General features: G+C 62.4%; 22 protein-coding genes. 13 read left to right on the top strand and 9 right to left on the bottom strand.

Going from position 1 to position 21,809, the window contains the following annotated elements:
- Window positions 1-14: 14 nt before the first annotated feature.
- A complete protein-coding gene (locus ACR0NY_RS08590; protein WP_170368112.1) occupies window positions 15-989 on the bottom strand; it encodes an isopenicillin N synthase family dioxygenase in 975 nt (324 codons plus the stop codon).
- Window positions 989-2,353 carry an FAD-dependent oxidoreductase gene (locus ACR0NY_RS08585; RefSeq protein ID WP_170368114.1) on the bottom strand — a complete coding sequence of 455 codons (1,365 nt, stop codon included), beginning with the start codon at window positions 2,351-2,353 and terminating at the stop codon, window positions 989-991. The genes ACR0NY_RS08590 and ACR0NY_RS08585 overlap by 1 nt, the downstream gene beginning before the upstream one ends.
- A 165-nt stretch (window positions 2,354-2,518) precedes the next feature.
- On the opposite strand from ACR0NY_RS08585, the gene proS reads away from it, so the two are divergent.
- Both proS and ACR0NY_RS08575 read left to right on the top strand, forming a co-directional pair.
- Window positions 2,519-3,859, top strand: coding sequence for a proline--tRNA ligase (gene proS / locus ACR0NY_RS08580; protein WP_170368116.1), 1,341 nt, complete (start codon window positions 2,519-2,521; stop codon window positions 3,857-3,859).
- A complete protein-coding gene (locus ACR0NY_RS08575) occupies window positions 3,843-4,736 on the top strand; it encodes a glycosyltransferase family 2 protein (RefSeq protein ID WP_170368118.1) in 894 nt (297 codons plus the stop codon). The genes proS and ACR0NY_RS08575 overlap by 17 nt, the downstream gene beginning before the upstream one ends.
- On the opposite strand, the gene ACR0NY_RS08570 is transcribed toward ACR0NY_RS08575, so the two are convergent.
- Window positions 4,733-5,092 carry a hypothetical protein gene (locus ACR0NY_RS08570; protein ID WP_170340824.1) on the bottom strand — a complete coding sequence of 120 codons (360 nt, stop codon included), beginning with the start codon at window positions 5,090-5,092 and terminating at the stop codon, window positions 4,733-4,735. The two genes, ACR0NY_RS08575 and ACR0NY_RS08570, sit on opposite strands and share 4 nt — an antisense overlap.
- A gap of 312 nt (window positions 5,093-5,404) precedes the next feature.
- Between ACR0NY_RS08570 and ACR0NY_RS08565 the strand changes: the two genes are divergently transcribed.
- The 3 genes from ACR0NY_RS08565 to ACR0NY_RS08555 all read left to right on the top strand — a co-directional run bounded on the left by ACR0NY_RS08565 (window position 5,405) and on the right by ACR0NY_RS08555 (window position 8,456).
- On the top strand, window positions 5,405-6,409 hold the full coding sequence (locus ACR0NY_RS08565; protein WP_170368120.1) for a DUF6492 family protein: 1,005 nt from the start codon (window positions 5,405-5,407) through the stop codon (window positions 6,407-6,409).
- Window positions 6,410-6,490: 81 nt separating this feature from the next.
- Window positions 6,491-7,777, top strand: a complete 1,287-nt coding sequence (locus ACR0NY_RS08560; RefSeq protein WP_170340228.1) for a lipoprotein-releasing ABC transporter permease subunit — start codon at window positions 6,491-6,493, stop codon at window positions 7,775-7,777.
- Window positions 7,770-8,456, top strand: coding sequence for an ABC transporter ATP-binding protein (locus ACR0NY_RS08555; protein ID WP_170340830.1), 687 nt, complete (start codon window positions 7,770-7,772; stop codon window positions 8,454-8,456). Before ACR0NY_RS08560 ends, ACR0NY_RS08555 begins: the two co-directional genes overlap by 8 nt.
- On the opposite strand, the gene ACR0NY_RS08550 is transcribed toward ACR0NY_RS08555, so the two are convergent.
- Window positions 8,440-8,877, bottom strand: coding sequence for a DMT family transporter (locus ACR0NY_RS08550; RefSeq protein ID WP_170340233.1), 438 nt, complete (start codon window positions 8,875-8,877; stop codon window positions 8,440-8,442). The two genes, ACR0NY_RS08555 and ACR0NY_RS08550, sit on opposite strands and share 17 nt — an antisense overlap.
- 95 nt (window positions 8,878-8,972) lie before the next feature.
- Between ACR0NY_RS08550 and ACR0NY_RS08545 the strand changes: the two genes are divergently transcribed.
- Window positions 8,973-9,377 carry a c-type cytochrome gene (locus tag ACR0NY_RS08545; protein ID WP_170340235.1) on the top strand — a complete coding sequence of 135 codons (405 nt, stop codon included), beginning with the start codon at window positions 8,973-8,975 and terminating at the stop codon, window positions 9,375-9,377.
- A gap of 3 nt (window positions 9,378-9,380) precedes the next feature.
- On the opposite strand, the gene ACR0NY_RS08540 is transcribed toward ACR0NY_RS08545, so the two are convergent.
- Entirely contained in the window at window positions 9,381-10,067 is a 687-nt protein-coding gene (locus tag ACR0NY_RS08540) for a hypothetical protein (protein WP_170368122.1), read from the bottom strand.
- 40 nt (window positions 10,068-10,107) lie between these two features.
- Entirely contained in the window at window positions 10,108-10,770 is a 663-nt protein-coding gene (locus tag ACR0NY_RS08535; protein ID WP_170368124.1) for a DNA-3-methyladenine glycosylase I, read from the bottom strand.
- Between the two features lie 397 nt (window positions 10,771-11,167).
- On the opposite strand from ACR0NY_RS08535, the gene ACR0NY_RS08530 reads away from it, so the two are divergent.
- From ACR0NY_RS08530 to ACR0NY_RS08500, 7 genes are all read left to right on the top strand, one after another.
- On the top strand, window positions 11,168-12,118 hold the full coding sequence (locus tag ACR0NY_RS08530) for an ABC transporter substrate-binding protein (protein ID WP_093964805.1): 951 nt from the start codon (window positions 11,168-11,170) through the stop codon (window positions 12,116-12,118).
- 9 nt (window positions 12,119-12,127) lie between these two features.
- Window positions 12,128-13,180, top strand: coding sequence for a quaternary amine ABC transporter ATP-binding protein (locus ACR0NY_RS08525; protein WP_093964806.1), 1,053 nt, complete (start codon window positions 12,128-12,130; stop codon window positions 13,178-13,180).
- A complete protein-coding gene (locus ACR0NY_RS08520) occupies window positions 13,177-15,243 on the top strand; it encodes an ABC transporter permease (RefSeq protein WP_170340242.1) in 2,067 nt (688 codons plus the stop codon). The genes ACR0NY_RS08525 and ACR0NY_RS08520 overlap by 4 nt, the downstream gene beginning before the upstream one ends.
- Before the next feature lie 105 nt (window positions 15,244-15,348).
- Window positions 15,349-16,014, top strand: a complete 666-nt coding sequence (locus tag ACR0NY_RS08515) for an NnrU family protein (protein ID WP_170340244.1) — start codon at window positions 15,349-15,351, stop codon at window positions 16,012-16,014.
- Window positions 16,015-16,085: 71 nt separating this feature from the next.
- On the top strand, window positions 16,086-16,607 hold the full coding sequence (locus tag ACR0NY_RS08510) for a DUF2478 domain-containing protein (RefSeq protein ID WP_170368507.1): 522 nt from the start codon (window positions 16,086-16,088) through the stop codon (window positions 16,605-16,607).
- A 90-nt stretch (window positions 16,608-16,697) separates the two neighbouring features.
- Window positions 16,698-17,945: a D-arabinono-1,4-lactone oxidase gene (locus tag ACR0NY_RS08505; RefSeq protein ID WP_170368125.1), complete on the top strand. Its 1,248-nt coding sequence runs from the start codon at window positions 16,698-16,700 to the stop codon at window positions 17,943-17,945.
- Window positions 17,942-19,063 carry an alanine racemase gene (locus tag ACR0NY_RS08500; protein WP_170368126.1) on the top strand — a complete coding sequence of 374 codons (1,122 nt, stop codon included), beginning with the start codon at window positions 17,942-17,944 and terminating at the stop codon, window positions 19,061-19,063. Before ACR0NY_RS08505 ends, ACR0NY_RS08500 begins: the two co-directional genes overlap by 4 nt.
- A gap of 6 nt (window positions 19,064-19,069) precedes the next feature.
- On the opposite strand, the gene ACR0NY_RS08495 is transcribed toward ACR0NY_RS08500, so the two are convergent.
- From ACR0NY_RS08495 to ACR0NY_RS08485, 3 genes are read right to left on the bottom strand one after another with little or no spacing between them, the layout of a single operon-like run.
- A complete protein-coding gene (locus tag ACR0NY_RS08495; protein ID WP_093964811.1) occupies window positions 19,070-19,825 on the bottom strand; it encodes an ABC transporter ATP-binding protein in 756 nt (251 codons plus the stop codon).
- A gap of 9 nt (window positions 19,826-19,834) precedes the next feature.
- On the bottom strand, window positions 19,835-20,590 hold the full coding sequence (locus tag ACR0NY_RS08490; protein ID WP_093964812.1) for an ABC transporter ATP-binding protein: 756 nt from the start codon (window positions 20,588-20,590) through the stop codon (window positions 19,835-19,837).
- A gap of 12 nt (window positions 20,591-20,602) precedes the next feature.
- Window positions 20,603-21,808 (bottom strand): branched-chain amino acid ABC transporter permease, encoded by a 1,206-nt coding sequence (locus ACR0NY_RS08485; protein WP_170340250.1) that lies wholly within the window; start codon window positions 21,806-21,808, stop codon window positions 20,603-20,605.
- Window position 21,809: the final 1 nt, after the last annotated feature.

The raw sequence follows: 21,809 nt of genomic DNA, 5'->3' as shown, positions 1-21,809 counted from the left end.
AGTGTTTTTGTGTCTCAGTCGTGCAGAGTGCCCAGTTCTGGCGTGTCTTCGGCGGCGGTCTCGTCGGACCAGTTGGTGCGCCAGATCTCGGCGGACCAGTGACCGCAATGCACGGACGGGCGGTCAAATCCCGGCAGCGGCGGCAGCAGCGGAGAAACCACCACGTCGTGCCGCGGTACCGCGAAATAGGGAAAGGAGTAGCGCTCCTTTCCGGATCGGTTGACCACGCGGTGCGGGGTCGATTTCAGGCGCCCGCCGGACCAGAGCTCGAGCATGTCCCCGATGTTGACGACAAAACCACCGTTCGGGCAGTCGGGAGTGATCCAGCCGCCACCCCGCGTCTGGACCTCCAGCCCACCCACCGGGTCGGGGGCGATGATGGTCAACGCGTCAGTGTCTTTGTGGGGGTGGATGCCATAGCCGCCTTCTTCGGGGGCCTGCGGCGGGTAGTGCAGCAAAGTCATGTTGGTCAACGGGTCGCAGAAGGCATTCCGCAGGCAACCCGCAGGCAGTTCCAGCCCGGCCTCCAACGCGCCCAGCAAGCTGTCGGTCACCTGATCCAATCGCACCCAGTATTCAAGGATGATGTCCTGCGCATCCGGTACTTCTGCGGGCCAGAGATTGGGTCCGTACAGCGCGCAATCCCGGCGGATGGGCGCATCCTCGGCCACTTCGTTGTGCAGCTTGTAGCCCTCATACTTGTCCGCATGTCCCGACCCGTCATTGGGCGTGAAGAACCCCATCGGGATATATCCGCGATAGTTCTCGCGTGTGATCGCCTGCTGCCATTTGCTGGCTTCGTCCACGTCGAAGATTGCGCGAACGCAAATCCGGACCCTTTCGACAAGCTCTGGCGGGATGCCGGTGCCGGTGATCGAAAGGAAACCTATCCCGGTGCACGCATCCATGACCTGCTGGACGATTTTCCCGCGGTCAGGGTGGTTCTCCTGCATCAAAGGCGCAATGTCGATCGTCGGGATGCGTTCCATCAGTGGATCCTCACGCCTTGTCTGTCCAATTCGGAATGAACCGGGGTCAGGTTCAATTCGGACAGCTCCTGATTGCTTTTCAGTGCGATGGCGGCCGCGATGCCGGCCCCTTGGCCCATCACCGCGCAGCAGGCCATGTTGCGTGTCGCCGCGTGGGCGATGCGGTCGGCCCCGTGAGACCGGCCAGCCACCAGCAGCCCGCGCACCCCCTTTGGCAGCATCGAACGGTAGGGTACCTGCATGTAGCGACCGGTGGTGGGCAGGATCAGGATGCCGTAACCGTCGATGAACTCGGGGTAGATGCCGATCGTGTCCTCGAACCGGCCCTGATGGCGCACGTCGTCCTCGGTCATGTTGTAGACCGCGTCGATCTTGCGGGTGTCACGGATGCCGATGGTCATGCCGAAGTTGCGCAGCCGTGCGTTTTCGCATCCGGGCATGAACCGGCGCAGAGCGTCAATCGCCAGCATGGTCTGGCGGCGGCCCTCGATTTCGCCCCTGGTCAGGCTGTCCGGGTCCGTCCCGTCGATCCCGGCCAGGTGGATCAGGTTCATGTAAGTCAGCTCGCCCGTGTCGTGCATTGCACCCCAGGTGCCCGCTATGGTGTTGAGATGCGCCGGGATCAGGCCTTGGTCGATGGCCTGCTGGAACGGCTTGTAGACGAAGGGCGAAAACATGTCGTCCTCTTTGCCGCTGGTTTCGATGTTCCATTCGCCGCCGCCGCCCCAGTCCTTGTAGGTCTGCGGGTCGGCCTTTACGCCCTCCATGAAGGCGCGCTTGTCGACCCCGGCCAGGTGGAACATGACCGAGGCCGCCATCATCTGTTCCGGCTCGGTCTTGCGGGTCGGGGCGCCGGCACGGTGGGCCACGTCGGCATCGCCGGTGGCGTCGATCACGATACGGGCAAGGATCGCCTCGCGCCCCGCCTTCGACTCGGTGATCACACCGGTGATCCGGTCGCCGTCCATGATTGGGGCCACGAACTGGCGATGCAGCATCGGGCGGACACCGGCCTCTTCCACCAACCGGTCAGCCACCAGCTTGAACCCCTCACTGTCCAACTCGTAGCTCAGCGATTGGCTTTCCGGGACCGCCGCGCCCATCTCCTTGGCGCGTTGCTCGAACTCCCATCCGATGCCGCCGGCCTCGATGGTCTTGTCGTGTCGGTACCAGGCAAAGCCCTCGACACCGACGGCGGTGATATTGCCGCCCATGCAGCCGAAACGGTCCAGCAGAGCGACCTCGGCCCCGGCGCGTGCGGCCGCAAGCGCAGCGGCCAGCCCTGCCGGGCCAGAGCCCACCACCAGTACGTCAGTCTTGTGCACCACGGGGATGTCTCGGGCGGGTTCGCGGATGGTCTGCATTGGGGCCTCGTCTTCAGAAGTTTTCCCACTGTTTCGAGACCTGATTGGCGGGTCAATCAAAATTCCGACTGACCTGAGGTCGCAAATCCGCCATTGCCCGATTGCCCCCGGCGAGGCTTTCGCATAATCACGTGGCCGTGGAATTCTCACCTGCAAGGTAAAAACATGCGCCTCAGCCGTTACTTTCTGCCCGTACTCAAGGAAAACCCGTCCGAGGCCCAGATCGTCAGCCACCGGCTGATGCTGCGCGCCGGGATGATCAAGCAGGCTGCCGCCGGGATCTATTCGTGGCTGCCGCTGGGTTTCAAGGTGCTGCGCAAGCTGGAAAACATCGTGCACGAGGAGCAGATCCGCGCCGGGCACATCCCGATCCAAATGCCGATCCTGCAATCGGCCGATCTGTGGCGGGAATCCGGGCGCTATGATGATTACGGTCAGGAAATGCTGCGTATGCAGGACCGCCATGGCCGCGATATGCTCTATACCCCTACCGCCGAGGAACTGGTCACCGACATTTTCCGCGGTCACGTCAGCAGCTACAAGGACCTGCCGCTGACGCTCTACCAGATCCAGTGGAAGTTCCGCGACGAGATCCGCCCCCGTTTCGGCGTGATGCGCGGCCGCGAGTTCTACATGAAGGACGGCTACAATTTCGATCTGACGAAAGAGGACGCGCTGCACGCTTATAACCGCCACCTGGTCAGCTATCTGCGCACCTATGAGCGCATGGGCCTGCAGGCGATCCCGATGCGCGCCGACAGCGGCCCGATCGGCGGGGACGACACGCATGAATTCCTGGTGCTGGCCGATACCGGCGAATCCGAGGTGTTCTATGACAGCGCGGTCACTGACATCCGTCTGGGGCAGCGCGACATCGACTATGACGACAAGGCCCAGTGCCAGGCGATCATGGAGGAGTTCACGTCGCTCTACGCCCGAACGGATGAGACCCATGACGAGGCCCTGTTCCAGCAGGTGCCCGAGGAACGCCGCCGTAGCGCGCGTGGCATCGAGGTGGGTCAGATCTTCTATTTCGGCACCAAGTATTCCGAGCCGTTGGGCGCCACCGTTCAAGGCCCCGACGGCAAGCAGGTTCCGGTGCACATGGGCAGCCACGGAATCGGCGTCAGCCGCCTGATCGGCGCGATCATCGAGGCCAGCCACGACGACAAGGGTATCATCTGGCCCGAGGGCGTGACCCCGTTCCACTGCGGCATCGTCAACCTGAAGCAAGGCGATGACGAGGCCGACGCGGCCTGCGACAAGATCTACAAGGCGCTGACCGCGCTGGGGCTCGAGCCGCTCTATGACGACCGCAACGAGCGGGCAGGGGGCAAGTTCGCCACGATGGATCTGATCGGCCTGCCCTGGCGTATCACCGTCGGCCCGCGCGGGTTGAAGAACGGGGTGGTCGAACTGACCAGCCGCCGCACGGGCGAAAGCGAAGAGCTGAGCCCCGAGGCCGCCGTAACCCGCATTGCCGAGATCTATGAGCGCTCCGTCTGAAACCGGTGACGCGCCGCTGATCTCGGTGATCACGGCAACTTGGAACCTGCTGTCCCAAGGGCGCCAGGACACATTTCCCCGCGTCATCGAATGCATGGCGCGGCAGAATTGCGACCGTTCCGAGCACATCATTCAGGACGGAGCATCGACGGACGGGACGGTCAAATTCATTCAGGATTTGATCGCCGACGCTCCGCGCACGCGGCTGATCAGTGAACCGGACCAAGGCCTGTACGACGCGATGAATCGCGGCGTCAAAGCCGCACGCGGCGAATACGTGCTGTTCCTCAATTCCGACGACTCGTTGGCAGCGGATGATGTTCTGAACCGGGCGGCCGAGCGATTGACCGCGACCCACCCCGACTATCTTTTTGGGTCAACCCTGCACCGGTCCGCTGACGGCGGGGAAAAGATGGAAAAACGGATGTCGGTCAAAGCCATCCTCCAGCGTATGCCGTTTTGCCATAATTCTGTTTTTTTGAGACGAGATGTTTTTCAGGAATTGGGGGGACACGACACACAGTTTCGCATCGCCGCGGACTACGACCTGATGCTGCGACTGGTTGCCGGGGGCTATCGCGGCGAAAGGATGGATGAGCCGATTTCATTGTTCTGGGACCGAGGCGAGACCAGCGACCAGCAAGCGACGGGGCAGGACTATGCCCGAGTCTGGCAACGGTTCTTTGCCGATTATCGTGCGGCACAAGGATTGGATCTGGGTGATTTCGCGGAGTTCTATCGCCGCGGACATATGCCGGCAAACCTGCTCATCGAGGTGCTGAGGCGCCCGGAAACGCCACTGCCGATCCGGCGGGCCGCCAAACACGGCCTTGCCAAGTCTCTACGCCGGTCCGTCCAGTTCTGGCGGCGGTACTAGGACCCGCCCGTCGCCGGACGCGCGCGAAGTAGTTCCCCATCCGCCCTGTCACCTCGGGCGACTACGACGGGGCGGCCCATACGTCGGACCAGATCCTTCAATTCGATGTCCAGGAACCGCAACCCGCAAAGCCGTTTGCCGGTCGCCCGGTCCATCAGGCACATGCGCCCGCTTTGGAATGCCAGGCGATAGCCTTTTTCGCGCAGCGTGTCGGCTAGACTGGCCCAACTGGCCGCACCGGCAAACAGCGGTCGGATGACGGCCCGCAGCAACGCTGCGGTTTCGCAATCCATGTCCTGAGAAGTGATCGTCGTGGCTGGCGCACCAACCTGTTCAATTTCCTTTTCAATATTCATGAGCGACCCCCGCTCTTTAAAATGTATTCCCCCACAATCAGGGTGCCAAAATTTCTCAAAAGAAGCAAAATGCGAAACAAAGTTGCTGTTATAATGTTGCATCTCAAGTTCAGTTTAATGTCTGAACCTCACATTGACTTCATACCTGAAACAATAAGGGCCTGTCTGTGATGGGCTTCACAACCAGCGGTGTAATCGTCTTCCGAAATTCATCCGCTGCTGGAATTTGCGCCCGACGGCTGATTCTGCGGCAACACGGCAAAGCGGATTTGGCGGCCGGTCGAGAAGCTGATACAGCGGCGCCAAGTGATTATGAAAGGCAACCCGACCGTGCTGAGTTTTGCCACGATAGTGTATTCCAAGGATTACCCGCTGCTCGAGTTGCAGGCGCGTTCTTTTGCGCGATTTGCTGATCCGGCCAAGGTTGCTTCCATCCATGTTGTCCTGAACGACGTGGACGAAACCACATTGCGGGCGCGTATCGAGCCCATATTGGCGGCCTACGGTCCTTTGCAATCCAAGGTTCGGGTCGTCGGGGGCGATGACATTCTGCTTGGGGCAGGTCAATGCGCCCGGCGTTCACTGGGCGACCGGCTTCTGATTGAAGGACGGCACCGTATCCCTTTCGTGCGAAAGGGGGGCTGGCGCGGCAACAACGGATACCGCACGCAGCAGGTGCTCAAGCTGGGTGCCGCACGGATCGCCGAGGCGGAGCAGATAGTTATTCTGGACACCAAAAACCTGTTTCTGCGGTCTTTCACTGAGGCAGAGTTCTTTGCTGATGGCGGAGCCGCCCGGCTTCCGTTCATTTCGGTCAACAGCGACTTTCACCGCAGCTGGCTGCAGCAGAGCCTGGACGCATTGCAGGTCACCGTCCCGGATATTGAGGCTTTGAAGACCACGACGTTCTCGACGCCGTTCCCGGTGCGTAGGTCGTTGGTGCTGGAGATGTTGGACGAGATCAACGAACGCTACGGATCGGTGCAGTCGCTCTTCGGATCGCGCCGGAGACCCTCGGAATTCATGCTGCTGAATGCATTTTGCCTCCGGTCGGATCTGGCTTTGCGCCCGTGGTTCGAGGACGCACCCAGCACCGCGCTGGGGCTGTGGCCGACCTATTCGCAACAGAAGCTGGAAGGTCTGATTGCCAGGATCGACGACCCGGAACTGTTGAGCCTTGGTCTACACAACCGGGCGGTTTCCATGCTGACGCCTGAAACCCGAGATCGCTTGTTCGAGGCCTTGGCGCGGCGAGGGATCAGTGATCGTGAGACGACCCAGTCTGTGCTGGATGCAACTGCGTCGCTGGCCGGTTGAACGGGCGCGCGCATCCAGAAGCGGCTTGACCATCCAGCCAAATCCCGAAAATGTCCCCACCACAGATTTGCCGGAGCAGGAATGGCCAGAACACCCCCCCCCTTTGCCGCATTCGAATGGAAGATCGCCTGGCGCTATCTGCGCGCCCGGCGTGCCGAAGGCGGTGTAAGCGTGATGACCTGGATCTCGTTGATCGGAATCACGTTGGCTGTTTTTGCGCTGATCGCCACGCTGGCGGTCCGGTCTGGGTTCCGGTCCGAATTCGTGGGCACCATTCTTGGGGCCAACGCTCATGTAACAGTCTACTCGGCCGGCGAACTGGACGCGCAAGGGCAGGTTGATCGCACCATCGTTGAATACGACGCCATGGCCGAACGTATCGCGCAGGTGCCGGGTGTTCAGCGCGCTGCTCCGCTGGTCAAGGGGCAAGTTCTGATCACCAACCGCGATCGCAGCAGCGGGGTCGAGGTGTTCGGTATCCGCCCTGATGACCTGCACAGCCTGCCCGGTATTGCCGAAAGCGATCAGGCCTACGGCGACCTGTCCCGGTTCGAGGAGGGGATCGCCATCGGCTCGGGCGTGGCCCGCGCCATCGGTGCAACGGTGGGAGATCGGGTCAAGTTGACCTCGCCCAACGGGGTCAAGACCGCCTTCGGCACCTCGCCCCGCGTGAATGCCTATGAAGTCGTCTACGTGTTTTCGGCCGGGCGCTATGACATCGACCGCACCCGCGTCTACATGCCGTTTTCCGAGGCGCAGAGTTTTTTCAACCGCGAGGGCGTCGCCGACGAGATCGAAGTGATGGTCGACCGCCCCGAGGACCTGAACCCGATCCTGATCCCCATCCTTGAGGCGGCGGGAGAACGGTCGCAGATCTGGACATGGCAGGACGCGTCAGGCGGCTTTCTGCGCGCGCTTGAGGTCGAGGACAACGTGATGTTCATCATCCTGTCGATCCTCGTGCTGATCGCCGCTATGAACATCGTCTCGGGCCTGATCATGCTGGTAAAGAACAAGGGGCGCGACATCGGCATCCTGCGCACTATCGGGCTGAGCGAGGGGTCGATCCTGCGGGTGTTTTTCATCTGTGGTGCCTTCACCGGGATCATCGGCACCGCGATGGGCGTCATCCTGGGCTGTCTGTTCGCTCTCTATATCGACCCGATCTTCTCTTTCGTGAACTACGTGATGGGCGGCGGCGTCTGGGATCCGACGATAAGGGGCATTTATGCCTTGCCGGCCGAGCTGCACCTGTCGGACGTGCTCAAGGCGGTTGGGCTGTCGCTGGGTCTGTCCTTCTTCGTCACCTATTTCCCGGCCCGCCGTGCGGCACGGCTGAACCCGGTCGAGGCGCTGCGATATGAATGATGTCACCTTGCGTCTGACCGGCCTGACCAAGACCTATCTGAAAGGCACGCCCGCCGAGGTGCAGGTGCTGCGCGGCGCCGATCTGGAGCTGCGCGCGGGCGAGGCGGTAGCTCTTGTGGCGCCCTCGGGGGCGGGCAAGTCGACCCTTCTGCATATCGCCGGTCTGCTGGATACACCGGATTCCGGGACGGTCGAAATCGGCGGTCAGGACGCGACCGGCAAGGGCGACCGCACCCGCACCGCGATGCGTCGGCGGGATGTGGGTTTTGTCTATCAGTTTCATCACCTGCTGCCGGAATTCACCGCGCTGGAAAATGTCGTGCTTCCGCAATTGGCCAACGGGGTGTCCGACAGGGCGGCCAAGGCCCGCGCGATGGATCTGCTGGGACGTGTCGGCGTCGCCGAACGTGCCGACCACCGCCCGGCAGCTTTGTCGGGGGGCGAGCAGCAGCGGGTGGCCTTCTGCCGGGCCCTAGCCAATGAACCGCGTGTCCTGCTGGCGGACGAGCCAACAGGGAATCTGGACCCGGGTACCTCGGATCAGGTCTTTGCCGCGCTGATGGATTTGGTGCGCGAGTCCGGCCTGTCGGCGTTGATTGCCACGCACAACCTTGACCTTGCGGCGCGTATGGACCGGATGCTGCGGCTGGATGGGGGTGTGCTCAGGCCAGCTGAGTGATCGCGACGCCTACGGCCATCACCGCGATCCCGCCGGCGCGCATCAGGGTCAGCGGTGTGACCTGCGCGCCGAAAAGGCCGAAATGGTCGATGGCCGCGGTGCTGATCAACTGCCCCAACAGCACGAAGAACACCGCGTTGCCGACGCCGAAATGCGGTGCGACGTGGGTAATGGATAGCACGTAGAAGGCAATCAGAACCCCACCCAACAGCAGATGTTTCGGGGTCTGCGCAACCTTTGCCAAAGCTTGTGTTCCGGGGAACAGCAGCATCACCAGCGCCGAAGATCCAAACGCCACGGCAAACAGGATGACCGCAGCGGTGGTGGGCGAGCCGATCAGCTTTCCGAGCGCCGCATTCAGCGCGGCGAGAATCGGAACTCCGATCCCGGCGGCGAGCATGATGGCTGCATAATGTGTCATGGCCCGGACCCCTTAGCCGATTTCGTTGATCTGGATCATTGCGGGTCGTGACGGTTCGGGCAACCCTGCTTTTGGCGTTAGAACGGAGGAACGCAATGAAACTGTTGACGTTTACGGCCTTGGCCATGGCAGGTGCGATTGCCGCCACAGGTGCTGCAGCCCAGGATGCCGAAGCCGGCGAGCAGCTTTACCTGCACCATTGCGCCACCTGTCATGGACTGGACGCGACTGGACACGGGCCAATGGCCGGCGTGCTGTTAATCCAACCGACCAATCTGAAGACGCTCGGTGACGCGGGCGGAAAATTTCCGACCGCGCGTGTGGTGCAGCGGATAGACGGCCGCGATCCTCTGGTCAGCCATGGCAGTCCGATGCCGGTCTACGGGCCGTATTTCGAAGGGCAGGACACCGCCATCAAGACAGATGCCGGCCAGCCGATCCTGACAAGCAAGCCGATTGCCGATCTGGTCGCGTATCTAAAGACCTTGCAAGGCAAGTGAACCTCATCTGCAGATGCCTTCCACCTTGGCACCGCTCCAAGGGATAACCACGTCGCTTTCTCGCCGGGCACCCGGCAGTTTTTCCGGGTCGAAATGCTTGGCCAGCATGTCATGCAAACGCTGGGTCCGCGGGGCGTCCGGATCCAATGCGCGGCAGCAGACATATTCCTCGACGATGGCGCCCTGCTGTTCAAACCCGTAGTCCAGGAAATCGGCCGAGTTATCCAGATCGAACAGGTAAGGATCCTTGCGGCCACCATGTTCGGCGGCCGCCCGCAACGGGTGATAGCCGGTGGTTTTCCGGTTCTGCCATTGCCAGACATGGGTCAGTTCATGGGCAAAGATCATGGCGGCCACCAGGTTCATCTGGTCGGGGTACCGCGCCATGTAGTCGTCAAGATACCAGTCCTTGGTGAAGTAAACCCGGTTGAACAGAGCGATCGCCGCCGGTTTTCCGGTTACGATCTCGTCCTTGACCGGCGGCAGGATGCGCTCGCGGCAAGCCAGCCTCGGTCTGGCCTTTCGTTCGTAGGTTATGGAGGCGACTGGCGCGCCCTCGATCAGCCGAACCCGGTCAAGATCCAGCGTTTCGCCCTGCACCTTGCTTGCAAATGCGCGCTCGTTCTCGGTCAGAGGGCGACCGCAGGACAGCAAGGCAAGAAACAGCAGGATCGAAATCAACCGGACCATGAACAAACCCTAGCCCGCTGTGGTTCGGTCGCAAGCGATTCTAGAGGCTCATCACAAGCACCCGGCTGATTTCGGTCAACGACCTGCCGGATTGATGCATCCAAGTGTTGAAGGCGTCCTGCACCGCAGCCATCGCTTTCCTGGAGGTGGCTGGCTTGTCTATGACGCCTTCGGCGATCAAACGGGCCGTCACGTCGCGTGACAGGATAAAGCTGTCTCGCCCGGCAAAGCGCATCGCATACTGGGCTGAAGCCCCGCCCAACCGAGAACCACGTTTTGCGAGCATGTCCAAAAGTCCGACATAGTCGGTCGATGGCCAGCCGCCCAACACTTTGCCAACGCCGCCTTCCGTGCGGAGTTCCAGAAGAAACGCTGCGTTGTCGCGCACGGTGGCGATCTTGGTGCCGTTGCGCACGATGCGCGTGTCTTGCAACAGCGCGTCGAATTTCTCATCATCCATGAAGGCGCAGCGCCCGACGTCGAACCCGTCAAAGGCCGCCTCGAAACCGTCCCACTTGGCCTCGATGACCTTCCAATTGAAGCCAGCCTGAAAGATGCACTTTGTGATTGTCGAAAGCCACCGATCCTCTGGCAGGGCGGCCAATTCCTCGGCGGACTTCGGCTTGGACAGTTTGTCTTCAAGCGCGTGCGGTCCGCCGTGCCGGTCGGCCGCCAGCCCATAGATCTCATCGAAATGGTGCATCGAAAAGCTCCCTTCGCCTTAAGTGTTGCCAATTTGTTCTGGCCAATGCAAGGGCGGCGGCTGAGTGCGGTCTGCCTTTTGGGCAAAACAATCGGAAAATCAGGAATTTGCCCCATCGTTACAAGAAATACTCGACAAACGACCCCAATTGGGTTTGTGATTGACTCGTCAATCAATGTCCGGTCCGCGAACCCTCGGGCAAGGCGCCCCATGACACGAGGGCGCAAGAGGAATGAAATGCGGTACCAAGGCCGTTTGTTGGGAATGACGCGAACTGTTCGCTTTCCTTTTCCGGCCAAATTTGTGCATGTTGCGACATGGTATTGTCGTTAGACAAGTCAGCCGGCGGGCATGTTTCCGCCGGGGTGGGCAAAACAAAGAAACAGGGAGAAAATCCATGAAAAAACTGAATGTAAGCCTTCTGGCGATCATGGTCGCCGGCGCCGCGCACGCGGCTGACATGGGCGCGGTGGACGAGCCGATTAAACTGGCGATCAACGAGTGGACGGGCCAGCACGTCACCACGCATGTCGCCGCAGAGATGCTCAAGGCCGCCGGTTACCAGGTTGAATTCGTCACCGCGGGCATGTTGAACCAGTTCCAGGCGCTGGCCGACGGAGACATCGACGCCACGCTCGAGATCTGGTCGTCGAACGTGTCGGACGAATACGCCAAGAAAATCGAAGAGGGCACCGTGGTCGAAATCGGCGACCTTGGCCTCGATGCCAAGGAAGGCATCGCATATCCGGCCCATGTTGCCGACCTGTGCCCGGGTCTGCCCGCGTGGGAAGCGCTGAAGGACTGCGCGCAGAATTTTGCGACGGCGGAGACCCTGCCGATGGGACGTCTGGTCGACTATCCGGCTGACTGGGGTACGCCCGGGGCAGACCGCATGGTGGGGCTTGAACTGCCGTTCAAGGCTATTCCTGCCGGGTCCGAGGGCGCGCTGATCGCCGAACTCCGCGCTTCGACCGACCGCAAGTCGCCCCTGCTGATCACCTTCTGGCAGCCGCATTGGGCCATGTCGGCCTATGATGTGAAATTCGTTGAGTTGCCGCCGGGCGAAGACGCCTGCTTCAATGATCCGGCCTGGGGGCCGAACCCCAATGCCGTCAACGACTGCGATTTCTCGCCCTCGCGCATCTTCAAAGCCGGGTGGAGCGGTCTGGCGGACAAGTGGCCTGCCGCGTATGAAATCCTGAGCAACTATCAACTGGCGGTCGAAGACCAGCAGCCGATGATGGGTGCGATCGACGTTGACGGCGGCAAGGTCGAAGAGGTTGTCGCGGCCTGGATGGCGGACAACGAAGACAAGTGGCGTCCGGTCGTGGACGCGGCAACGAAGTGAGCCACCTAAGTGACTGACGCGAATACGCCAGCCATTGCCTGCCAGTCTCTCTGGCAGGTTTTTGGCCAAGGCGCAGAAAAGGCCCTGACCGACGCGTTGTCTCGGTCAGGGAACGACGCCGACAAGGCCGCTGCCGATTTGCGCGAACAGGGGTTCATCCCGGCTGTTCAGGATGCAAATTTCGAAGTCCGCGATGGTGAATTGTTCGTCATCATGGGGCTGTCGGGGTCCGGCAAGTCGACCCTGATCCGTTGCATCTCGCAGCTGTTGCCCGGAACGGGTGGCGAGATCCGCATCGACGGCGACAACGTGATGGGTGCCCCAAAGAAGCAGCTGACCGAACTGCGCCGCAAGAAACTGGGCATGGTGTTCCAGCATTTCGGACTGTTTCCGCACATGACGGTGGCGGAAAACGTGGCTTATCCGCTGCGCGTGCAGGGGGTGGGGCGCAAAGAACGTCTGGCCCGCGCGCAGGAAGTCATTTCTTTGGTGGGGCTTGAGGGCCGCGAGGACAGCTTTCCTCGGCAACTTTCGGGCGGTCAGCGTCAGCGCGTGGGCATCGCCCGGTCTTTGGCAGTGAACCCCGATATCTGGTTCTTGGACGAGCCGTTCTCGGCCTTGGACCCGTTGATCCGGCGGCAGCTGCAGGACGAATTCCTGCGCATTCAGGCGACGCTGAAGAAATCCATCGTCTTCATCACGCATGATATTCAAGAAGCGCTAAAGCTGGCGGATCGCATCGCAATCATGCGGGACGGCAAGATTGTGCAGATCGGCACGCCGACGGATATCGTTCTGCGCCCCGTCGACGACTATGTGCGCGAGTTCTCAAAGGACGTGGCCAAGGGCCAGCACGCCAAAGTCGCCTCGGTCATGCAAGCGGGCGAGGCCGAGCGCGGTCCCGATGACCCTGGCCTGACAACAAAGATGACATTGGACGCAGCGCTGGCGCGCTGTATGGCATTGTACGAGCCCGTGCCGGTGCATGACGAAACCGGCGCGATCGTCGGCACCGTGCACCCCTCGGATCTGGCCGCAGCCCTGCAGGTGGATGACGCATGACCGTCGTCGCCGATGTTCCCACACCCACTCGGATTCACCTGACAGCCGGCGCGCAGGCGGCCCTGATCACGCTGATCGTGGGCGCGCTGTGCCTGGCGCTTGAGCCGCACGCGCCTTGGCTCGTCAAATGGCCTGCGTCATGGGAAGTGCCAGCCACGCAATGGGTGGGCGCCTTCCTCGACTGGTTTCTGAACGCGATCAAACCGGCGGCCCGGCTGTTTTCCGACCTTATGACCTATCCGATGAACTGGGCCAATTTCGTGCTGGGCCACACGCCTTGGCCCATCCTGATCGGGCTGGTGACGGCACTCGGTTGGTATCTGGGCGGACTGCCCATGGCGGCGCTGGGCTTTCTGGGCCTCAGCTTCGTGCTGGCCTCGGGTTATTGGGCCGAGAGCATGAATACATTGGCTCTGGTGGCCGTTTCGGTCCCCGTCGCGCTGATCGTCGGCGGAGCGATCGGCATTCTGGCCAACGAGGTGCCGCGGGTGAAATCGGCCGTTCAGGCAGTATTGGACATCATGCAGACGGTACCGACCTTTGCCTATCTGACGCCGCTGTTGTTGCTGTTCGGGTTTGGCCCTGTGGTGGGGCTGATTGCCTCGGCCATCTATGCGGCGCCGCCGATGGCGCGCAACGTGATGCTGGGCTTGGAGCGGGTGGAGCCCGAGATCAAGGAAGCCGCCATCATGTCGGGCGGCACCCGGTTCCAGCAGCTGTTCCAGGTGGAAATCCCGGCGGCGGCGACACAGATCATGGTGGGTGTGAACCAGTGCCTGATGGCGGCCCTGTCGATGGTGATCATCGCCGCGGTCATCGGCGGGTTCAACGACATCGGCTGGGAGGTCCTGCTGACCATGCGCAAGGCGCAGTTCGGTGAATCGCTACTGGCCGGCATGGTGATCGTGGTCTTTGCCGTGGTGATCGACCGCATGAGCGGCACGCTCGCCACTGAACGCAAACGCCACGACAACCGCGTCGTCTGGGCGGTTCTCGGCTTTGCGGTCTTGTTCACGCTGCTGTTCTGGGCGCGGCTGCCCAATCCGTCCGAACTGACACTGCTGGATCCGGTCGCGCAGGCGGTGGACAGCGGCCTCACCACCTTTACCCAGAATAACGGGCCGTGGCTGGATTCGCTCAAGAACAACTCGATGTTCTATGTGCTGCTGCCGCTGCGGATTGGTCTGAGTCAGGCGGTTCTGCCCTTCACCTGGGGGTTCCAGTGGACCCCGGCCATGAGCTTTGGCCTGTTCGCCGCCGGTGCGGTGATCGCCTTGCTGATGGCTTGGCGCGGGCACCTGACCGGTGGACTGGTCACGCTGATCCTGATCGGCATGCTCGAGACGGGCATCGCGAACCTGCCATGGCCCTTCGTGCTGACCGGCGCGGCGGCGCTGGGCTGGGTGGCAGGCGGTTGGCGTCTGGCGGCGTTATCTGTGGCGCTGCTGAGCACGATCCTGATCTCGGGCCTGTGGGAGAGGGCGCTGCTGTCGCTCTATCTCAGCGGTGCGGCGGTGTTCTTCTGCGCCGTCGTAGGCGGGCTGATCGGCCTCGCCAGCGCGGTCTGGTCGCCGGTCTGGAAGATCGTGCACCCGATCTGCGACATGCTGCAGACAATTCCCCTGTTCGTGTTCCTGATCCCGGTGCTGATGGTGTTCCAGATCGGCGAGTTCTCGGCCTTTCTGGCGATCTGCGCCTATGCGATCGTGCCGATGATCCGCTACACCCGTCACGGGCTGGTCAACACCCCGGACGAGATGATGGAGGCCGCGATCTCAAGCGGCGCGACCGAGTGGCAGATCATGCGCGACGTGCGTGCGCCTTATGCTGCGCCCACGATCCTCCTGGGGCTGAACCAGACGATCCTCTATGCCTTTGCGATGCTGGTGATCGCGGCGCTGATCGGCACGACCGGTTTGGGCCAGTCGATCTATCTGGCGCTGGGGCAGGCGGATGTGGGGCTGGGCATTTCGGCCGGGGCGGCGATGGCCATTCTGGCACTGATCGCCGACCGCATGGTTCAGGGCTTTGCCGAGGAACGCCGCAAGGCGCTGGGCCTGTAACGTTGGATCGGGGGCGGAGCAGCTGCCCCCGACCACACTTGATTTCGGACAAGGACCGGGGCCGTTTCCCCCGCTATCTCGGGCGCAAAACAGGCGGAGATGACCATGGCCGGTTGGGGCGCTTTTGTTGCTGCACTTCTGATCTTTCTGCTCAGCCACGCCATTCCGGCGCGTCCGGCAGTGCGCGGGCGGCTGATCGGGCTGATGGGGCGCGGTCCCTATTTCGCGGTCTATTCGGCGCTGTCGCTGGCGGTTCTGGCCTGGCTGATCGTGGCGGCGGCCAACGCGCCCTATGTCGAGGTCATCCCGCCGCTGGCGATCCTGCGCTGGGTGCCGCTGCTGGTGATGCCCGTCGTCTGCTGGCTGGCGGTGGCCGGGCTGGCGGCGACCAACCCGTTTTCCTTCGGAGGACTGGGACGCCGCCCGTTCAACCCCGAGCAGCCCGGCATCCTGCGGACCACCCGGCACCCGATCCTGTTGGCGATGATGCTGTGGGCGCTGGCGCATCTGCTGGCCAATGGCAGCCTGGCGCATGTGGTTCTGTTTGGCCTGTTCGCGGGTTTCGCATGGATTGGCATGGCCCTGATCGACAGACGCAAGGCGCGCGAGATGGGGTCCGATTGGCCCCGCCTGTCGCGCAGCACCGCACGCCTGTCGCTGCGGCTGCCACGTCCATGGCCGCGGCCCTGGGTCTGGTTGGTGGCGGGGCTGGCCTATGCCGCGCTGTTGCACTTGCACGCGCCGGTGATCGGGATGTCTCCGCTGCCGTGATGCGGGCGCTGGAAGGGGCGCCCCATGCGTGCTAATTGAAACAACAAGATGAAAATCCGAAAGGTCTGCCGATGCTCCTGGCCTATGTCACCACCACCGATCGCGGCGCAACCGACCGCCTGCTGAGCGCGGTAGCCGAACGCCTGCTGGCCAAGGGCGCCTGTCTGGCCGGTGTGGTTCAGACCAACACAGAATGCGCCGACAGCAGCAAATGCGACATGGACCTGCGCGTGCTGCCGGATGGCGAGACCATCCGCATCTCGCAATCGCTGGGCAGCCAATCGCGCGGGTGCCGGCTGGACCCGGCTGCGTTGGAGCAGGCGGTGGGCTATGTGACTGCTTCGCTGGCCGACCGTCCGCAATTGCTGATCGTCAACAAGTTCGGCAAGCACGAGGCCGATGGCCGCGGGTTCCGCCCCGTCATCGCCGAGGCTCTGGCGCTCGATGTCCCGGTGCTGGTCGGGGTCAACGGCCTGAACCGTGACAAGTTCGTGGATTTCACCGATGGTTCTGCGCAGTCGCTTGAGCCCCGTCTGGACGCCATCGAGGACTGGTTCGACAGCGTTGCCAACCTGCGGCCTGCGGCCGAATAACAGCTTTCCCGACGTAACGTCCTGAAAACTGGGCTTGTTCCCTATCGCCCCGGCTGCAATCCTCTGCCCCGGATGGGAGGAGGATCAGCCATGTGGCAGAACTGGGCAGGCAACCAGACCAGCCAAATACGGCCCAAGCGGCCGATAACGTTCGAGGACCTGCAGCAGCTGATCGCCTCGGCCGAAACCCTGCGTCCAGTCGGGGCAGGGCATTCCTTCACCCCGCTCGTTCCGGGGGCGCAACACATCATTGACCTGACCGCCTTGGACCTGCCTGCCGTGACGCGGGTCGAAGGCGGGCGGGCCTGGATCAACGCCAATGCCCGGCTGCGCGATCTGTCGCCGGCGCTGGCCGAGCATGGCATGGCCTTCCGCAATCTGGGTGATATCAACGTGCAGACTCTGGCCGGCGCGGCGGCCACGGCGACCCATGGCACTGGGCGCACCCTGCCGTGCCTGTCCGCCGAAATCACCGCAGCCCGGCTGATCGGCGCGGATGGGCAGACCCTGACCACCGACGACATTCCGCTGAACATGGTGCAGGTCTCGCTGGGTCTGCTGGGCATCCTAACCGAGGCACAGATCAACGTCGTGCCGAAATACAACCTGCGCCGCCGGGTGCGTCTGTCGGACCTGCAGGACAGTCTGGAGCGCATGCACCAGCATTGGGACGAGAACCGGAATTTCGAATTCTTCTACATCCCGTTCACCGGGAAGACCGTAGAAATCCGGCATGACATAACCGACGCGCCCCAGACTCGCGCGCCGCGCGATCTGGACATGATCGCCGTCAAGGTTCTGAAGCTGGCGCGCAATGCGGGTCGGCTCAGCCCCGGTTTGCGGCGCGCCCTGCTGCGTCTGCTGACCTTGGCCCAGTCCGACGAGGATTACGTCGGCGAAAGCTGGCGCGTTCTGTGCAGCGACCGGCATATCCGGTTCAAGGAAATGGAATATCACATGCCGCCGGAAAACGCCCGGGACGTGCTGTCCGATCTGATCCGGCGGTTGGAGCGTGACCATGCCGACATCTATTTCCCCATCGAGGTGCGCCAGACCGCAGGCGACGACGCATGCCTATCACCGTTCCAAGGTGGCCCACGGGTATCGGTTGCCATCCACACCGATGCGAAGGAAGGCCATCTGCGCTATTTCGAGGCGATGGAGCCGCTGTTCCTGCAGGCCGGCGGCCGGCCCCATTGGGGCAAGTTGCACAGCCTGACCTATTCCGATCTGTCGCGCCTCTATCCCGATTTCGATGCATTCTGCGCATTGCGCGAAAAGCTGGACCCAACGGACAAGTTCCTGACACCCGCGCTGGCCCGGATGTTTCGCCCATGACTGCAGAGTATCTTGAACAACTCGCCCAAGCGCTGCGCGATCATGGCGTCGACCGGCCGGTTGCCGTCGTCGATCTGGACCGGGTCGCGGCGAATTGCGACGCCGCCCGCGCAGGGTTGGGCTACGGCCTGCAGGCCCGGTTGGTGGCCAAGTCTCTGCCGTGCCTGCCTCTGCTGGACCATATCCGCAGCCGGCTTCCGACATCGGGCTTGATGAGCTTTTCCGAACCGATGCTGTCGGCCCTGCTGGCCGCCGAGCCGGACACCGATCACCTGCTGGGCAAACCGCTGCCGGTGACGGCCGCCCGGCGGATTCTTGAGACGCATCCCGACGCCGCCCGGAGGGTGCAGTGGCTGATCGACACGCCACAACGGCTGGACGCGTATCTGTCGCTGGCCGCTGACACGGGCGAAACCCTGCGCCTGTCGCTCGAGATCGACGTGGGCCTGCACCGCGGCGGCTTGACCGCCGATCAGGTCGCAGGCGTCGCGGCAAGGATCGCGGATCATGCCCATGCGGCTCTGTCGGGCGTGATGGGGTACGAGGTGCATCTGGCCAAACTGCCTGGGCCGCTCCGACGCCGCGCGCGGCGAGCCAGTGCCAAAGCCTTTGGGCAAGCGGTCGCTGCGCTAGGGCAGGGGGCGCAGGGGCTGTGCCTGAACACCGGTGGCAGCCTGACCTTTCAGGACCCGGCCACGCGAACCCCGGCGACCGAGGTTGCCTTTGGGTCGGTTCTGGTGAAACCTTCGGATTTTGACCATGCATCGACCAAGGCGTTTTTGCCCGCGCTGTTCTTGGCCACACCGATCCTCAAGGTCATGCCGCGCAACCCGGTGCCGGGGATTGACCTGCCCGGACTGCGCCGGACCAACCTTGCCATTTCCGGTGGGCATTACTTGGCCAGCCCCGTCTGGCCTGACGGGTTCGGCTATTCCGGCGTATTCGGGCGTTCAAGCAACCAGGAGGTTTGGGTGGGTCCGAAAACGACAAAGGCGCAGCCCGGCGATATCGCCTTGCTGCGCGCCAGTCAGAGTGAAGCGGTTCTGAACCAGTTCGGCACGGTTCTGGCCTTCCGGCAGGGGCAGGTCGTGGCCGAATGGGCCTGCCTGCCCAACTGACACGGGTCAGATCGCCAGATATTCCTCGCGCAGCTGGGTGTTTTCCAGCACCTCGTCGGCGGTGCCGTCAAACACGATGCAGCCGGTGTCCAGAATGATTGCCCGGTCGGCCAGTTGCAGCGCTCGCACTGCGTTCTGTTCGACGATGATGGTGGTCATGCCCTGTTGCTTGATGTGGATCAGCGTCTTTTCGATCTCGTCCACGATCACCGGGGCCAGCCCCTCGTAGGGTTCGTCCAGCAGCAGCACCTTGATGTCCCGGGCCAGCGCGCGGGCGATCGACAGCATCTGCTGTTCGCCGCCCGAAAGAGTCACACCCTCTTGCTTGCGCCGTTCGCCCAGACGCGGGAACAGCTCGTAGATCCGTTCCAGCGACCAGCCGATCGGGGGGGCGATCTGGGCCAGCTGCAGGTTCTCCTCGACCGTCAGGCCGGGGATGATCCGCCGATCCTCGGGCACAAGGCCCAATCCGGCGGCGGCGGCCTCGTAGCTGGTCATGTTGTGCAGTGGCTTGTGGTCCAGCCAGATTTCGCCGTGGCGCACCTCGGGCTCGCCCACGCGCGCGATCGAGCGCAGGGTCGAAGTCTTGCCGGCCCCGTTGCGCCCCAGCAGGGCCAGGATCTCGCCCTCGTGGACGTTGAAGCTGACGCCTTGGACGATGTAGCTTTCGCCATAGTACGAATGCATGTCCCACACCGACAGGAACGCGGGCGCGGTGCTGGCCATATTGGCGTTTTTCGAAAAGTCAGGTTTCTCGTTCATAGCTTTTCCTCACGCCGCCTCGCCCAGATAGGCCTCTCGGACCTTGGGGTTTCCGCGGATGTTTTCGGGGGTGTCCTCGACCAGCGGCGTGCCCTGCGCCAGAACGGTGATCCGCTCGGCCAGGCTGAACACCACATGCATGTCGTGTTCGATGATCGCGATGGTGATGTCGCGCTCATCCTTGATCTGTTTCAGCAGGTCGATGGTGTTGTTGGTGTCGGCCCGAGCCATACCGGCCGTGGGCTCGTCTAGCAGCAGCAGGCGAGGCTTCTGGCTGAGGCACATGCCGATCTCGAGCCGCCGCTTGTCGCCGCGCGACAGCGAGGCTGAATGCATGTGCCGCTTGTCGGCCATGTTCATCTCTTCCAGCATGGCTTCGGCCTGTTCGACCACCTCTTTTTCGTTGGCGATGGTCTCGTAGGCGTGCATGCGGAATGCCCCGTCGCGCATCGCGAAGATGGGGATCAGCATGTTCTCCATTACGGTCAGCTCGCCAAAGATCTCGGGCGTCTGGAACACCCGGCTGATGCCCATCTGGTTGATCTGGTACGGCTCGCGCCCCAGCACAGACTGGTTGTCGAACAGGACAGATCCGGTATCCGGGATCAGTTTGCCCACCAGGCAGTTCAGCAGAGTGGACTTGCCCGCCCCGTTGGGGCCGATGATCGCATGCACCGAGTTTTCCTCGACGCTCAGGTTCACGTCCGTCAGGGCCTTGAGGCCGCCGAAGCGCTTGCTGACATCTTTAACTTTCAGAATTGCCATTGACGCGTTTCCTTATTCTGCCGGCTCGGTTTTGCCTTCACGGGTGTCATCCCCGCCAACGCTTTTGCGGCGGATCCAGTTCAGCAACCGCTGACCGCCCTCGACCAGCCCGCCAGGCAGGTAGATCACCACCAGCATGAACAGGATGCCCAGGGTCAGATGCCAGCCCTTGCCGATGAACGGGTGGATGATGAACACCACCGCGTCTTCGAGCCCGTCAGGCAGGAAGGCGAACCAGCTGTGCAGCACGTTGTCGTTGATCTTCGAGAAGATGTTCTCGAAATACTTGATGAAGCCCGCGCCCAGAACCGGCCCGATCAGAGTACCGGTGCCGCCCAGGATGGTCATCAGCACGACCTCGCCCGAGGCGGTCCATTGCATCCGTTCAGCGCCGGCCAGCGGGTCCATTGCGGCCATCAGGCCACCGGCCAGACCGGCATACATGCCCGAGATCACGAACGCGGCCAGTGTGTAGGGTTTGGAATTCAATCCGGTATAGTTCATCCGCTGCTGGTTCGACTTCACCGCCCGCAGCATCATGCCGAAAGGCGAGCGGAAGATGCGGATCGCCAGGTAGAACACCACCATCATGATCACCGCGCACAGATAGTAGCCCGCGTTGAAGTCAAAGCTCCACGCTCCCACATCCATCGTATAGGTCGCGCGCATCGGCAGGCCGAACAGATGCGGCAGATCGGGCGCATTGGCCCCCTGCAGGATCTGCGGGTCATCGGCATAGACCTGCAGGCCGGTTTCCCCGTTGGTCAGGTTGAACTTGGGGTTCGACAGCACCGAATAGGCCAGCGCAAAGCTCATCTGCGCGAAGGCTAGCGTCAGGATCGAGAAGTAGATCCCCGACCGGCGCAGGCTGACATAGCCGATCAGCACCGAGAACAGCCCGGCGACCACGACGCTCAGCGCGATGGCGGGGATGACGTTGTAGCTGAGCAGTTTGAACATCCAGACGGCCGAGTAGGACCCCACCCCCAGAAAGGCCGCGTGGCCGAAGGACAGGTATCCGGTCAGGCCGAACAGAATGTTGAACCCGATGGCAAAGATTCCGAAGATCACGAACCGCTGCATCAGGTCCGGATAGCCCGCGTTGAACTGCGCCATGGCGCTGTCAGTGGGGAAGGGGTTCAGGATGAAGGGGGCCAGCAGCGTCAGCAACGCGACGACGATCAGCAGGCTTGTGTCTTTTTTGTTCAGTCCCAGCATG

Source organism: Ruegeria sp. BJ5, assembly GCF_056537865.1.
This window is presented reverse-complemented; position numbering and strand designations above follow the sequence as displayed.